Annotated in this window: 10 protein-coding genes; 1 reads left to right on the forward strand and 9 read right to left on the reverse strand. The window is 72.8% G+C overall.

Annotated elements, in window-relative coordinates; genetic code table 11:
• Positions 1 to 719: 719 nt before the first annotated feature.
• The gene (locus tag ABTY04_RS01230) at positions 720 to 3,518 is read left to right on the forward strand and encodes a tetratricopeptide repeat protein (protein WP_352211209.1); all 2,799 of its coding nucleotides are present in this window, start codon (positions 720 to 722) and stop codon (positions 3,516 to 3,518) included.
• Between the two features lie 68 nt (positions 3,519 to 3,586).
• Here ABTY04_RS01230 and ABTY04_RS01235 read toward each other — a convergent pair whose 3' ends face one another.
• The 9 genes from ABTY04_RS01235 to lanL form a co-directional block, all read right to left on the reverse strand.
• Positions 3,587 to 4,678, reverse strand: a complete 1,092-nt coding sequence (locus ABTY04_RS01235; RefSeq protein WP_352211210.1) for a hypothetical protein — start codon at positions 4,676 to 4,678, stop codon at positions 3,587 to 3,589.
• Positions 4,679 to 4,739: 61 nt separating this feature from the next.
• Positions 4,740 to 5,816: a hypothetical protein gene (locus ABTY04_RS01240; protein WP_352211211.1), complete on the reverse strand. Its 1,077-nt coding sequence runs from the start codon at positions 5,814 to 5,816 to the stop codon at positions 4,740 to 4,742.
• Positions 5,817 to 6,249: 433 nt separating this feature from the next.
• Positions 6,250 to 8,136 (reverse strand): ATP-binding cassette domain-containing protein, encoded by a 1,887-nt coding sequence (locus ABTY04_RS01245; RefSeq protein WP_352211212.1) that lies wholly within the window; start codon positions 8,134 to 8,136, stop codon positions 6,250 to 6,252.
• Positions 8,115 to 9,929, reverse strand: coding sequence for an ABC transporter ATP-binding protein (locus ABTY04_RS01250; RefSeq protein ID WP_352211213.1), 1,815 nt, complete (start codon positions 9,927 to 9,929; stop codon positions 8,115 to 8,117). The genes ABTY04_RS01245 and ABTY04_RS01250 overlap by 22 nt, the downstream gene beginning before the upstream one ends.
• 173 nt (positions 9,930 to 10,102) lie before the next feature.
• Entirely contained in the window at positions 10,103 to 10,219 is a 117-nt protein-coding gene (locus tag ABTY04_RS01255; RefSeq protein WP_352211214.1) for an ALQxL family class IV lanthipeptide, read from the reverse strand.
• A gap of 65 nt (positions 10,220 to 10,284) precedes the next feature.
• Positions 10,285 to 10,401, reverse strand: coding sequence for an ALQxL family class IV lanthipeptide (locus ABTY04_RS01260; protein ID WP_352211215.1), 117 nt, complete (start codon positions 10,399 to 10,401; stop codon positions 10,285 to 10,287).
• A gap of 97 nt (positions 10,402 to 10,498) precedes the next feature.
• Positions 10,499 to 10,606 (reverse strand): ALQxL family class IV lanthipeptide, encoded by a 108-nt coding sequence (locus tag ABTY04_RS01265; protein ID WP_352211216.1) that lies wholly within the window; start codon positions 10,604 to 10,606, stop codon positions 10,499 to 10,501.
• A complete protein-coding gene (locus ABTY04_RS01270) occupies positions 10,606 to 12,450 on the reverse strand; it encodes a prolyl oligopeptidase family serine peptidase (protein ID WP_352211217.1) in 1,845 nt (614 codons plus the stop codon). The genes ABTY04_RS01265 and ABTY04_RS01270 overlap by 1 nt, the downstream gene beginning before the upstream one ends.
• Entirely contained in the window at positions 12,447 to 15,302 is a 2,856-nt protein-coding gene (lanL, locus tag ABTY04_RS01275; protein WP_352211218.1) for a class IV lanthionine synthetase LanL, read from the reverse strand. Before lanL ends, ABTY04_RS01270 begins: the two co-directional genes overlap by 4 nt.
• Positions 15,303 to 15,492 lie beyond the last annotated feature (190 nt).

The raw sequence follows: 15,492 nt of genomic DNA on the forward strand, positions 1-15,492 counted from the left end.
ATTACCACGCTGCCCACCAACTCCACGACATCGCCGGCCAACTCGACGACGAGCGCACCTACCGCGCTCCTGTCGAACCGGATGCCCTGCTCAAGCGGCTGGAAGAGCTCGCGGACTGGGAGCCCGGCGGCCACGAGAACGGCAGCTGGGAGGGAAGGTGGCGTTGGCGTGAGGTCGTCAGCGACCTTCGCCGCCGGGCCGAAAGGGAGCAGCTCCACACCGCTCCCTGACTCGCCCCCGCCCAGCGGTCCGAGACGGCTCGGCGGGGGAGGGCCAGGGTGGCTTACCTTGGGGACCAGTTGGGGACCACCGCCCACGTCGATGGGCGCACGGCAGGTGCATAAGTACACGCTGTGCGCCCTGAGATTGAGGCATATGTCACGATTTTCCTTCGGCCCATCGATCTGGGGGTCAAGGGGTCGCAGGTTCAAATCCTGTCGTCCCGACTTTTCGAAGTCGCAGGGCAGGGGCCGTTTCAGAGAAATCTGAAACGGCCCCTTGATCGTTTTCAGGACCAGTTCGGGACCAATCCCGTGGCCGGGGTCGGCGTCGAAAACGCCGGGCATTTCTTGAGGAATGGCGGGGTGCTCGCTCTGCGGTGTCCTGGCGGACGAACCCTACGGGCGGATGATCGTCCGAGACGAACAGGTCTCTGACGAGGTGTTCACCATGGTGTGACCGGTGGAAAATGAACACAGGCGAACACACCGGAGAGGTACGTGGGAGAGAAGCCGGGCGAGCGGGGAGAGGCGCGCGTCAGGTTGCGCAATGAGCTGGCCGATGGTCTGGCTCGCGCCCAGATGGACAAGAGCCGGCTCGCGGTCCGGGCACGCCTGAGTCGCACCACCGTCCATGGGGCCTTCAGCGCAGACGGGATCATGCCGTCGGCTGCGACCATTGCGGCCCTGGCAGCCGCACTGCGGTTGCCGATTGACGAGCTGCTGGAACTACGGCGGATGGCCGCGGGAGAAGGCATTGTCGAATCTGTGCGGCCGTCGGGCCTGGGCAGGCCCATCGGCGAGTGGGATCCCCATGATCTGGAGGTCCATCCTGCCGGCCTCATCGCCATCGGACCAGACCAGAGGTGTGTTCTCCCCGGCTACGTGACGCGAGGACACGACCGAGTGCTGGCAAGCGCAGTACAGGATGCAGCTGGGGGCAACAGCCGCATGGTGGTACTCGTCGGCTCATCGTCCACCGGGAAGACGAGGGCATGCTGGGAAGCCGTTCAGCCGCTCGCGGCCGAGGGCTGGCGATTGTGGCACCCCTTCGACCCGACCCGGGCTGAAGCGGCCCTGGACGACCTTGTGCACGTCGCACCGCGAACCGTCGTGTGGCTGAACGAGGCCCAGCACTACCTGGGTCAACCGCAGGCTGGTGAGAGGATTGCTGCTGCCCTGCATGCCCTCCTCAGCACGCCTGGCCGCGGCCCCGTGCTCGTCCTGGGCACGCTTTGGTCTGAGTACGCAGACCAGTACACACACTTGCCCGAGTATGGGGCCCCGGACCTGCACAGCCGTGTGCGGGAGCTACTGGCCGGCCGCACCCTCATCGTGCCCGACACCTTCGATCCCGCAGCTCTCCGTGTGGCCCGTTCCTTCGCACGGAACGGCGACCACCTATTGGCTGACGCTCTTGCTCGTACCGGTGGCGACGGACGCATCACCCAGGATCTCGCCGGCGCCCCCGAACTCTTACGACGCTACGAATTCGGCACCCCAGCCGCCAAAGCCCTTCTTGAAGCTGCGATGGACGCACGCCGCCTCGGCATCGGCGTCCACATCCCGCAGGCCTTCCTCATGGTCGCCGCCACCGATTACCTCACTGACCATGACTATGATCAGCTCACTGAAGATTGGGCCGAAGCCGCTTTCACCGAGCTTGCCCGACCCGTGCACGGCAAGCATGCTCCCCTGCGCCGCGCCAACTCCCGTCCTGCGCGACGCCCTCCCGGTGACTTGGCGCCCAATAGGCTCGCACCATTGGCGGGGCCAGTGTTCCGGCTTGCCGACTACCTCGAACAATATGGCCGCACCACCCGCCGCATGTTCTGCCCACCCGCATCCTTTTGGCACGCGGCCCACACTCACCTTGCGCATGCCGAGGATCTTCACAACCTCAGCACCGCGGCCAGGCAAAGACATCGGTTGCAGTGGTCACATCACCTGCTCAGCCGAGCGGCTGATGCCGGCCATCCCAATGCCCTCGTCCATATGGCGATCCGGCGAGGCAAGGACGGGGACCGGCCAGGAGCGGAAGGCCTGTTCGAACAGGCCGCCGACGCCGGCGACCCTTATGCCCTGTCCGTTCTCGTGGCGATGCGCGAGGAGGCCGGCGACCGAAAGGAAGCCAAGCGTCTGGTTCAACGCGCCATCGATATCGGGCACGCGCACGTCGGCGGCGACATGGCCATGTGGTTCGAGCAGAGGGGAGAGCACGATGAGGCCGAAGCCATGTCTCTCCTCGCTGCTGTAGCCGGCAGTCCCCATTCCTTGTTCATATTGGCCATGAGTCGCGAAAAGGCGGGAGATCGGGAAAGGGCCGAAGCGCTCGTTCGGCGGGCCGTGAACGCCGGCGCCCTCCAGGCTGCGACTGATCTGGCGCGACAGCGTGAAGCGGCCGGCGACTGGTCGGGAGCCGAGGGCCTGTACCGGCTGGCTGCTGACTCCGGTGCGCCATCCGCCCTGCTTGCCCTGGTTACGCAGTGCGAGAAGGCGGGAGACCGAAAGGGAGCCGAAGCGCTCGCGCGGCAGGCCACGGGCGAGGCATACCTTGACGTCCTCATCTGCCTGGGAGAACTGCGCCAGATGGCTGGGGACCGGGAGGCTGCCGAGTTGCTGTATCAGGAGGCCGCCTCCGCTGGCGCCGTCCGGGCGCTCGACTGCCTGGCGACAGCGCGCGAGAGGGCCGGCGATCACAAGGGCGCCGAACTACTGGCGCAGCAGGCAGCCGACGGGGGAGACCCTGACGCACTCATCGGACTGGGCGAACTGCGCCAAGTGGCCGGGAAGGCGCGAGAGGCCGAGGCCCTCTACCGCCGGGCCGCTGATGCCGGCGCCGTCCATGCCCTGGACTGTCTGGCCTCAATGCGCGAGGCAGCCGGCGACCATGAAGGAGCCGAGGCGTTGGCCCTCGAAGCTGCCGTCGCCGGTGATGTCCATGCCCTGCTTCTCCTCGTGCAGCTGCGTGAGGAAGCCGGAGACCAGAAGGCGGCCGAAGCCATGGCGAGTCGGGCCGCGATCGCCGGATACCCCAGTGGCTTGATTCAGTTGGCTGAGAAGTATGCAGAAATCGGAAATTGGAGCGAAGCGGAGGCTCTCTACCGCCAAGCTGCCGAATCAGGATCCGTGCGCGCCCTCGTTGTCTTGGCGGCGCGGCTGAACCAGCAGGGGAGCCGGGCAGACGCTGAGTTCCTCTACCGGCAGGCCGCTGATGCTGGTGACACCGCGATTTACTGCGAAAAGACTTGGCCGTTCGGCCTGGACCCGGACGGTTCACCCACTTCCCCCTGGAAATAGGGCAGGGCAGGGGCGATCCGGACCCTCCTGGGGCAGGAGGGTCCGCTCCGGGGCAGCTGCTCGGGGAGCTACCGCTTGTGTCCGTGCTGCACGTCCAGGCAGAGCGCCCAGACGTCGGAGTAGCTGCCCTGGGAGGGCGAACCGCCGCTGTGGGTGGCTGCCGTCCAGTACGACGGGTCGGCGCCCCCGTCGCCGACCGGGGTGCCGGCGGCATCGCTGGGGAAGCTGCCGTTGAGGTGGGGGCCGCCCGAAGTCGCCTTGCTGAAGTCGGTCGTGGTCACGTTTCCGCCGCTGATCGCGGCGCCGCCGCTGACCAGCTGCCCTTCGCCGCTGGCGCAGCCTGCCGTCGCCGTCGTTCCCGTAGAGGCCGTGTTCGGGCCGCTGACCTCGGTGAAGTGCACCGTCGTGGAGACGTGCTTGAGGTCGATGTCGTCCGTGCTGCAGATCGCGTAGGCGTACGTCATGTTGTCCTCGCCGCGTCCGCCGCCGATCCCGCCGACCGCCGTCCACGAGTCGGGGTCGCGCTCCCCGTCACCCGCTGCGATCGAGCCGAAGTGGTGCTCGGCGTCGTTGAAGGTGGGGAAGCCGGCGATCGGCTTGAGGCTGCCGACACTGGCCGGGGTGGTGCGGGCGCCGCCGCCGATGAGGACGGTGTTGGCCGGGCAGGTCGCCGTCACGAGCTTGGACGACAGCCCGCTCGTGGGCCCGGAGGCCTTGTTCATGACGACCTGGGTGTGCCTGATCAGGTTGCTGTGCAGGCAGATTGCGTACGGGGTGGTGGAGAAGGCGTCGCTGCTGCGGCTCCCGCTCCCGCCGAACGCCATCCAGTGCGCGGCGTCGCTGCCGACGATCCCGGGCGCGTCGGTGTACTCGGTGGCGCCGTCGGCACTGGGCACCATGCCCATCACGTGGTTGCCGTTGGACATCTCGTCGTTGCCGATGGCCTGGTCGGCCCCGCCGCCGGAGACGAGGCCGTCGGGGCAGTCGGCGTGCGAGGTGACCCCGGTGAAGGGGGTCGGGGGGCCCATGGTGGGCCCGGGGGTGACGACGGTGACGTCAGCCGTCTTGGCGTACGCGGCTCCCGGCACCGCCACGGTCAGCAGGGCGGCCAGGATCAGGGCCCTGCCCGTGGCGGAGCCCCGCCGGAGATTCATGCTCATCGGATTCTCTCTCTTGTGTTCACGTGCGTGTCCGGCTGTCCGGCCGTCGGGAACGGCCGCCTCAGACACCGTCGTTGGCGCACAGCGCCCAGGCGTCGGTGTAGGTGCCGGGAGAGGACTGTCCTCCGGTGTGGGCGGAGGCCGTCCAGTACGCCGCCGTGGTGGTCCCGTCGCCGACCGCGGCGCCGCCGGAGGTGCTGGGGAAGCTGCCGTTGAGGTGGTCGCCGCCCGAACCGGGGCCGGTGAAGTTGGTGGTGGTCACGCTGCCCCCGCTGATCGCGGCGCCGCCGCTGACCAGGTTCCCGTCGCCCTGGCCGCAGCCCACGGTCGCCGTCTGGCCGGTGCTGCCGGTGGTCGGGCCGCTGACCTCGGCGTAGCGGACCTTCACCGTGGCGCCGCTGACGTTGATGCCGCTTCCGCTGCAGATCGCGTAGGCGTAGGTGTAGTTGGCGCTGTTGGCGCCGGAGTCCCAGCCGACGGCCGACCAGGAGTCGGGGTTCGTCTCTGCGTCCGCCGCGGCCTTCGCGCCGAAGGCGTGCGCGGAGTTGTTGAAGGTGGGGAAGCTCGCGATCGTCTTGAGGCTGCCCGTGTTGCCGGGGGTGGTACGGGCTCCGCCGCCGAGGAGGCGGGTGTTGGCCGGGCAGGTCGCCGTGACGAGGCCCACGGTCGCTCCCGCGGTGGGTGCGTTGACCTTGTTCATGACGACCTGGGTGTGGTTGATCAGGTTGCTGGTGAAGCACATGGCGTACGGGGTGGTGGAGAAGGAGGCGTTGACCTGGCCCCCGCTTCCGCCGATGCCGAGCCAGTGCGTCACGTCGGTGCCGACGACGCCGGTGGAGCCGGTGTATTCGGTGGTGCCGTCGGAGCTGGGCGAGGTGCCGTTGACGTGGTTGCCGTTCACGCTCGCGCCGGTGCCGATCGCCTGGTTGATCCCGCCGCCGGAGACCAGGCCGCTGGAACAGTCCGCGTGGCTCGATATCTCGGAGTTGGCGGAGGCGGGACCGCTGGTTGCCCCGGGGGTCTTCACGGTCACGCCCACGGTGTTGGCGTAGGCGGTTCCCGGCACTGCCAGAGCGAGTACGGCACCGAGCATCAGCGTCCTGCCGGTGGCAAAACGGCGCAGAAGTCCTGCGTTCATGTGGATCTCCCCATCTGACGGGCGAAAGCGACGAGCGACGAGCGGTGAGCGGGCGATGGGCCTCAAAGGCGGCACGGGCGGTACGGAGCGGAAGAGGCGCACGGGCATCGTCGGTGCGGAATTGCCACGGCATCACAACGGCTGTCTGCCTCGCGGATGTACGCCGCACAGGGGCAGACCTGGGGGTTCGGACCGGCCATCTCGCCACCCTGTCCCGAGCAGCGCATGCGGACTCTAGCAGCCATCCAGTCATGCATCTACATAGGAATTTTGTACTTTCGAGTAGCAGATGCGTAGGTGAGCGAACGGCCTCCAGTGCGTCCGGAGCCATGGTGGTCGCAATGTGGTCGCACGTTCAGTCCGTGGCCGGTCGGCCATAGCGCCGAAGGCCGGCGGCGCGGGGGAGCGGCGTCGACAGCAGCGCCGGCCCGGCTCACCCGCGCCCTGCCGCCTCCGGCTCACGCGCGTTGGGGCCGGCTGCCGTCGTGCCCGTCCAGTGGCCGACGAGCTCCGCGTAGTGCGGGCTGCGTACGAGGAGTTCGGCGTGGGTGCCCAAAGCCGTCCGGTCGCCGTCGAGGAGCAGGACCCGGCGGGCCCGGGTGGCCGAGACGAGCCGGTGGGCGATGACGACGAGGGTGCCGGGGCGCTCGGCGAAGGCGGCCTCCGCGCGTTCCTCGGCGACCGGGTCCAGATGGCAGGTGGCCTCGTCGAGGACCACCACCGGGGCCGCGCAGGCATGGACCCGCGCCAGGGCGAACAACTGCCGCTCACCACTGGACAGTTCCGTGGCGGGGGAGCGGAGCCGGGCATCGAGCCCGCCGAGCCGGTCGATCACCGCGGAGAGCCCGACCGCCTCGGCGGAGCGCTCCAGGTGGGCCGGGTCGGCGCCGGGAGCCAGATAGGCCAGGTTGGCGGCGACCGTGCCCGGGAAGACGTACGCCTCCTGCGGGACGAGGGCGAACAGCCGGCAGCGCAGCGCCTCCTTGAGGTCCGTCACCGGGCGGCCGTCCAGGCCGACCGTGCCGGCGGTCGGGGGGATGATCCCGGTGAGCAGCGCGGCGAGGGTGGACTTGCCGATGCCGCTCGGGCCGACGATGGCGAGGTGGTCGCCGAAGGGGACGTCCAGGCTGAGCCGGCGCAGCACGGGCTCGGCGTGCGGGCCGTACGCGAAGTCGAGCTCCCGTACCGCGATGTGCGGAGCCTTCCGGTGCCACCGGGGCGCCGGCACCGGCTCAGAGGGCCCGGACGGCCCGGACGGCCCGGACGACGGGGACTGCTCCGATGGCTGGGACGGCCGGTCGGACCGGGACGGCTGAGAAGGAGGCTCCGGCACCGTGGCCGCCTCGGCCAGCCGGTGGAGCACCACGCCCAGCTGGCTCCAGTACCCGGACACCGTGCCGGCCAGCATCTGCAGGGCCGGCAGGAGGTGGGCCGCCACATAGGTGGCCGCGCCGACCACGGCACCGGGGCTGACCGATCCGTGCTCCACCAGGCCGGGGCCGGCCAGCAGCAGGAGCAGCAGCGGCAGTTGGCCGCCGAGCAGGACCACGGGGACCCGCAGCGCGGCCGCCAGTCCGACGGCGAGCTGTGCCCTGGCCGCCCCGGCCACCTCCTGCTCCACGACCGAAGCGGCGTGCGGCTCGGCCGCCAGCGCCGTGATGTCGCGGGACGCGCCGAGCGCCGCCCCGGCCCCGCCCGCGACCTTCTCCTCGGCGAGGACGAGCAGCCGCCGCCGCGTCGTCAGCCGGCGCATCGACCAGAAGAACACGGCCAGCGCCGGTACCAGCGGTGCCAGTACCAGCCCGGCGAGCATCGGGTCGAGCGCGGCCAGCCCGATCACGGCGGCCAGCAGCGAGACGCTGAGCGGCCGGGCGGTGCGCAGCAGTGCCCCGGTCAGGTTGCGGACGGTGTCCACCTGGCCGTTCAGCTGGGCGACGGCCGCGGATCCGCCACCGTGCCCGCCGGTTGTGGCCCGCTCCAGCACACCGCGCACCACGCGGCGCACCAAGGTGTCCCGCAGGTGCTCGACCACCTCGGCGAGGGGGGTGAACAGGGCGCGCTCGGCGGCGGCCCGGGCGAAGAACAGCCCGGCCAGCAGGGCGATCCAGGCCAGGCCGACACCGGGCCGGCCGGCCAGGAACCCGTGGTCGAGCGCGGCCGCGGTCACCCAGCCAGACGCCAGGGCGGGGGCGGCCTCCAGGACCGACCAGCCGGCGATCCGCCGCAGCGGTCCGCCGCTGCCGCGCAGCCCGTCGGCGAGCAGCCGCCCTGCGGGGGCGCTGAGCCCGAGGCCGATCCTCATCGGTGTTCGACGCGGCACCGCTCGTCCTCCTTCTTCATGGGTTCCGGCTCCTTCTTCACGGGATCCGGGCCGGCGAGGGAGCCGGTCGCGCCCGCCGGGCCGAAGACCGCCCGGTAGCCGGGGTCCGCCCAGAGCAGGTCGTGCGGGCCGAAGGCGCGGATCCGGCCGCCGTCCAGCCATGCGACGAAGTCGCAGCGGGCGGCGGTGGCGGCGCGGTGGGCCACCACGAGCCTGGTACGGCCGGCCAGCAGGTCGGTGACGGAACGGCTGACCTCGGCTTCGGTGGCGGTGTCCAGGCCCGAGGTCGCGTCGTCCAGGACGTGCACCAGCGCCGGACGCAGCAACGCCCGGGCGAGTCCGAGCCGTTGGCGTTCGCCGCCGGACATGGGGGTCTCCTCCAGCGGGGTGTCGTATCCGGCCGGGAGCCGTCGGACGAACCGGTCGGCCTGCGCCGCGCGGGCGGCCCGGACCACGTCCTCGCGGCTGACCCCGGGCCGGCCGAAGGAGATGGCTTCGTGGACCGTCCGCCCGTACAGCTCGGGCCGTTCGAAGGCGTGCACCACCAGGGTGCGCAGCCGGTCCAGGGGCAGATCGAGCACCGGGACGCCGCCGATCGAGATCTCGCCCTCGTCGGGGTCGGTGAGCCGGCCGAGCAGGCCGGCCAGCACGCTCTTGCCCGCGCCGGTGCGTCCGACCAGGGCGACGGCGGCGCCGGCGGGAAGGTTCAGGTCCAGTCGTTCCAGGACGGGTTCACCGGCGTGGCGGACGGTGACGCCGCGCAGCCGCACCCCGCCGTCCGCGGGCGTGGTGCTCCCCGCGCCCCCGGCGGGCGGCTCGTGCCGGAACACCTCGCCGAGGCGGCGGGCGCCGGCCCGGGCCTGGGCGATCCCGAGCAGGGCGTCGATCTGGTCGACCATGCCGGAAGCCAGGGCCAGGTATCCGGTGACGGCCAGCAGTCCCGCCGGGCTGAGCCGGCCGTGTGCCACCGCGAGGCCGGCCACCGCCAGGACCAGCACGTCGGTCAGGGGCAGCAGGAGTCCCAGGCGCCACACGACGTCCCGCTCGGTGCGCCACATCGCGCGTCCGGCGGCGGAGAGTTCGGGCAGCGGCTCCAGGACGCGGTCGGTCTCCGTGGCGAGGGTGCCCGCGGCCCGGATGGTGCGGACGCCGGCGAGCGCGGCTACCAGCCCGTCCGCGATCCGGGACTGGGCCCCGAGGTAGTTCTCCTGGGCCACGCCCGCCTCGTTCATGAAGCGCTGGGCGATCAGGACCGTCACCGGCATGGCCAGGGTGAAGGTCAGTCCGGCCTGCCAGTTCGTCCACCACAGGGCGGCCAGGGCCGCCACCGAGCACAGGAGCGACACCGCGCTCTCGGCGGCCCGGGCGGGCAGGCCCGCGGCCATCGGCGCCGACTGCACGACCTGGGTGACCGCCTCCCCGACGGCGTACGGGGACCGGGGCCCCAGCGCCAGGAGATGGCGGACCGTCAGCATGCGCAGCCGGTGGGTTCCGGTGGCGTTCGCGGAGGAGGCCAGCGGTCCCGCGGCCGCCTCGCAGAGCCCGCCGACGGCCAGCGCGGCCGCCAGGAGGGCGGCCGGGCCGCGGACGTCGGTGCCGTCGAGCACGGCGCCGACCGCGGTGGCGAGGAGTGCCGGCACAGCGACGACGACCGACATCCGCACCACCATGAGGACGGCCAGGACGGCCAGCCGCAGCCGTACGGGGGCCAGGGCGGCACGCACCGGCCGCCGGGCCGGGTGCGTGCGCCCCCCGGGCCCGGCGGCCGGTGCGGCGGCGCCGGTACGCTTCACTGGTCTTCCTTTCGGGGAGTTGACGCCCACCGGGCCGCCCCGGCGTGCGGGCGGCCCGGTGGTGGGACTGCGGCGGGGCAGGCCCGGCCGGGTCGGCGTGCCGCACTCGGCGGCCGCGGCGGTCGTGACCGCCGGTCCGGCTCCCGGCTCCGGCTGGGCCTGCCCACCGGCTGCTACTGGCCGGTGATGCCGCAGGTGTTCCGGCAGGTGGTTTCACAGGTGTAGCCGCAGACGCCGGCCTGCTCCTCTTCGGCGGGCAGCTGCTGCAGGGTGTCGAGTTCGAGCTCCATGACGGTGTTCCTCTCTGTTTGATCGCTACGGTCAGCGGGATTGCTGTCCGCGGGTTCGTGCGTGACTACCTGCCGGTGGCGGAGCAGGAGACGTCACAGCTGGACTTGCAGGAGATGCGGCAGATGGTCGTCTGCTCCTCTTCGGCGGGCAGCTGCTGGAGGGCGTCCAGGTCGAGCTCCATGGGTGATCACCTCCTTTCAGGGTGCGGCGGGGTGCGGCGGTGTCCCGGGGGAGGCGGCCGCGGCGATGGGACGGGAAGTCCCGTCAGCGGGCCGTCCTCACGACGCGGTGCCATGGCAGGAGGTGCAGCAACTCCAGCGGCAGACGGTCTCGGCCAGCGCCTCCTCGGCGGGGAGCTGCTGCAGGGCGTCGAGATCGAGTTCCATCAGTGATCACCTCCCCTCGCGTCCGGTGGTGCCGGTACGGACCCGGGTGGGGCGGGGTGCCCCTGCCCGGTGAGGAACCGCACGACCGATGCGACGACCGGATCGGCGGTTCCCGCCCCGAGCGCGGCGTGACCGCGGTCGGGAAGCTCGATGTAGTGGAAGTCGGTGCCGGGGCGGCGGCCGAGGGCCGTCAGCCGTGCGGCAAGGGCTCGTGAGTGGCCGACCGGCACCGAGTCGTCGCGGGCGCCGTGGACGAGCAGCAACGGCGCGGCCAGGGCGGGGGCCAGGCGCTCCACGTCCCGCGGGCCCAGCCGGTCCCGCACGGGGGTCAGCCCGTCCAGTCGCTCGATCATGCTGCGGACCTGCGCCGAGCCGTCGGCGTGCAGCCGCGGACCGGACAGGAACGGCGCCACGGCCGCACAGGCCGTCCAGCCGTCGGGCTCGGCAGCTGCGGTCAGCAGGGCCAGGAAGGCGCCGTAGCTGACCCCGTACAGGGCCGGCCGTTCGCGCTCCGCACCGCGCTCGCGGGTCAGGAAGCGTCCGATGGCGGTGATGTCGGCCAGGTCGGGACCGCCCCACATGCCGCTGATGGACAGCGTGTGGGCGGCGCCGTAGCCGGTGCTGCCGCGCTGGTTCGGCGCGACCACGGCCAGGCCGGCCGCCGCCAGCGCCTGCAGGAACGGATCGAAGCCGAGGGTCCAGCGGCTGTTGGGGCCGCCGTGCAGGGCGAGCACGACCTGCCGGGCGGTGCGCCAGTCGGGCCCGTACAGCACGGCCTCGACGGGACCGTCCGCGCCGGGGAAGGTCTCCAGGCGGGCCGGCCGGTGGCCGGACCGGGCCGGTTCGGGCAGTTCGAGACGGGTGCCGGCGGGCGGCACCCAGCCGAGGGTGCGCGGCCGGCCCGGGTCGGAGTGCGGCAGCCACAGCCCGTGCCCGGTCCACGCCGCGGTCGGCAGCAGGTCCCCCGGCGGCATGCCGATGTGACGGGCGGTGCCGGAGACCGGGTCCAGAACGGTGAGGAACGACCTGGCCCCGGAGGTGGTGAGCAGGGCCAGCCGGTCGCCGTCCGGGTCCAGCGCGAGCGGGTGGACGGCGCCGGGCAGACCGGTCTCGCCGTGGACCGCGCGCAGGGGCGAGTCACCGTCCAGGTCCGCCAGGGCGAGCCGGTTGCCCTCGGGGGTGAGCCGGGCGAGCAGCACCTGTCCGGCGGCCGCGGCCAGCACGTGGGCCGGACCGCTCTGCGCCGTCAGGTCGCGGAGCCCGCCGTCGCGCAGATCGAGCACGACCGGGCGCGGGACGTCGTCGAGCCGTCGGGTGAACAGGACCCGCCGGCCGAGCGCGATCCCGCCGAGCAGCGTGCCGGCCACCCGGGCCGTCACCTCGAACCGGGGCTCGTCCTCGCGTACCGCGACGACGAGGGTGTCGTCCGCCGCACCGCGGCTCACCCCGAGGGCCAGGAGCCCGGACCCTTCGGGCGCCGGGAGCAGCTGCAGCGGCCGCCCGCCGGGCACGGAGACGGTGTCCCGGTGCCCGTCGGGGGTCAGCCGCGCGAGCCACTGCGCGCCACGCGCCCCGTACCAGGAGGACAGCACGCTCGTGCCGTCGAGGGGGAGGAGCTGGGTCCAGGCGGGGTCGCTGCCCAGGCCGGTCCGCAGGTCCAGACGGGGACCGGACGGGCCCAGGCTCCAACTCTCGGCGAAGTCGCGCCCGTCGGTGCCGGTGGCCACGCACACGGCCCGCAGGCCGTCGGCGGAGAAGCGGAAGCTGCTACGGAACGTCACCTCGGCGTCGGTCGGTGCGGCCCGGCGGCCGTCCGGCGGCAGGACCGCGGTACGGGCGCTCACGGCCGCACCGCCGTACAGCCGGCCGGGTCGCCCTGCGCGGACGCCGGGGCCGCCGGACCGTCGGCCATCCAGGGCCGCGGGCCGCCGTGCCGCAGCCGGAGCAGGAAGCCGATGACGCCGCTCAGACCGACGTTCCAGTCGGCGGTGACGTCCAGCCCGCTCTCGTCGGCGATGAGCAGGCGGCCGTCCCGGACGGTGTGCCGGGCGTACAGCGCCGCCGCCAGCTCCTGCGCCCAGTCCCGGTACGGTCCGCCGACGGCGTCGGCGAGGTCGAGCAGGAACTCGCCGTTGCCGGCCAGGCCGTGGCAGGCCGCGGTGGGCGAGTTCCACCGCACGCCGCGGACCGCGACCGCGGCCTCCTTGGCGGCGAGCAGGTGGGCGGGGTCCTGGGTGTCCTGCCAGAGCCGGACCAGGAACGTACCGACACCGGACGCCCCGCTGCACCAGTGGTACAGCATCCCGCTGCCGGGCGCGTCGTCGCGGTCGGTGCGCCAGCGGGCCCCCCACGGACCCCGTTCGGCTTCGGCGACAAGGGTGTTGCCGGCGTCGACGGCGGCATCGAGGTACTTCCGCTCGCCGGTGGCCCGGGCTGCGGCCAGCAGCGTGTACCCGACGCCGGCGACGCCATGGGCGAAGCCGAGGTGCCGGATGCCCGCGAGGTCCGAGTCGAAGTCCTTGGGGACCGGCCAGTACACCCGGTCGCCGTCGTACTCGGCGGCGGCCAGCAGGTCGTCGGCGGCCTCGGCCGCCCGTCGGCGGAACTCCTCACGCCCGGTGGCGCGCCACAGGTGGAGCTGGGTGAGTGCGCTGCCGGCGGTGCCGTGGCAGACGTCCGGGTTGGGCCAGCGGACGGGGAGGTCGAGGGCCAACTCAGCAGCATGGTCGGCCAGTTCGGGATCGTCGAGGCGGCGCGCGGCGTCGTGCAGCGCCCACGCGGTGCCGGCGCGGCCGAAGTAGAGCCCGGGCAGCAGCCGGGGCACGTCGGTGCGGCGGCGGTCGAGCCAGCCGGCCACCTGCGACAGGGCGGCGCGCAGCTCGTCGCGGTTGCCGGCGGTGCCGGCGTGGGTGTCGGCGCGGGTCAGCAGGCCGAGCACGCCGGCGGCGCCGTGCTGCACGTTGCAGGCGTCGGTGCCGCTGCCGAATCCCGTACTGGGCCACAGGCGCGGGGTGTCGTCGCCCGGCTCCGGGAGGGTGGCCAGCAGATGGGCCAGACCGTCGTCGACGAGGAGCTGCTGCATCCGGGGGTCGAGCCGGTCGGCGGGCAGCTGCCCGTCCGAAGAGCCGTCACCCGAACCGCCGCCCGCGGGCCGGTCGTTCGCGGGCCGGTCGTTCGCGGGGCCGTCGACGTCGAGCCCGTCCAGGAACTCGCCCAGCCGGGCGAGGGTCCAGCGCGCTTCCGGCACGTCGCGGGTCAGTCCGAGCACGGCCGGTGCCATCAGACGGGCGGCCCGGTTGCGGACCCCGCTCATGGCGAGCAGGCCGGCGATCTGCGGCTGCCGGGAGGACGGCTCGGGGTGGTCCTCCGGGAACGCGGGTGAGGTGCCCACGACCAGGTAGAAGAGGGACGCGCCGAGGGCGTAGAGGTCCGACTCCAGACCGGGCGTCGGGCCGAACCGCGGCCCACGGGCCTGTTCGGGCCCGGCGAAGCCGTCGGTGTAGCCGCGCGTGGTCCACAGTCCGGGCCGGACCGCCATCTCGGGGTCGATCAGCCGCAGTCCGCCGTCGGGCCCCACGATGATGTTGTTCGGGGTGAAGTCCCGGTAGACCATCCCCCGGGCGTGCACCTGCGCCAGCAGCGCGGCGAGCCGGCGGGCCGTCTCCACCACCCGCGCCGGCTCCAGGCCCGCCTGGCGGTCGATGCGGTTCAGTTCGTCCTGCACCCACTGGGTGAGGGTGCTCCCGGGCAGGGACTCCTGGACGAGGAAGGTGTGGCCGTCGAGGTCGAACAGTTCGACGTGCCCGGCGGCGATCCCGTCGAGCTCCGTCAGTGCGGCGGACTCGCGGCGCAGCGCGTCCCGGGCGTCCTCGCCCGTCACCCGGGTGCCGACGTGCGCCCGGGCCTGCTTGACCACCACCTCCGCGCCGGTCCGGTGGTCGAGCGCCCGGTAGATGCCGCCCCGGGCCGAGTGCCGGATCGCCTCGCGGATCTCGTACCGGTCGACGAGCAGGGCCGGCCCCGGCGTCTTGGGCGCGGACGGTGCCGCGGTCCTGGCCGCGGACGCCGGCTCCTCGGGGAACGGCGTCACGGCCCAGGGCGGCGGGGTGAACCACGGCTTGCGGAGGTCCTCCACGGTGGTGCCGTCCGGCGCCTGGACCCGCAGCTGGCGGCTGCCGTCGTTGGTCAGCACCGGCACCCCGCGGTACACGCCGTAGCGGTAGTGCACCAGGCTGCCCGGGCGCAGCCGGCGGTCGGACAGGATGGCCGGGCCGGGCAGTCCGGCGGTGGCCTCGTCCAGGGCGGCGGCCAGCGTGCGCAACTGCTCGTCGTCCGCCGGGTAGCAGGTGACGATCTTGCCGCACTGGGCGCGGTCGTAGCGGTCCGAGGTCATCTCCTCGACCACCGCGATGTTCTTGGCGAACTTGAAGCCGCAGCCGGCCGCGACCAGGACGGTCGCCGCGCGGTGCACCACCTCGGGCGCCGACAGGCGGGTCGCGGACAGGTGCAGCTTCCAGCCCTGGATCCGCATCTCCCGCTCGGGCGGCATCACCCGGCACCAGACGTCGTCCTCGGTGACCGTCCAGTCGTGGGCACCGTGCTCGGCGAGGACCGCCTGTGCCAGGCCCTGCAGACGGAAACCGTCCGCCGCACCGGCCGTCGCGTGCTTCTCGCCCGCCCCTCCGACCTGCTGCACCTGCTGCCTCCCGTTCGTGTGCCGTCCCGGCGCTGCCACCGCGTCCGCCGGCCGGCGAGGCATGCCTTGCCCCGGCAGGTCAGCGTGTGGGGAGCCGTGTTACCCGGCGTCTGCCGGGCACAGGCAGGAAGCTAATGCGGCGGGTGCGCACCGCAGATCGTGGATTCCCGCAGCACGGACCCGTATTGGG

Source organism: Streptomyces sp. NPDC097981, assembly GCF_040302565.1.
Taxonomy (GTDB): Bacteria; Actinomycetota; Actinomycetes; order Streptomycetales; family Streptomycetaceae; genus Streptomyces.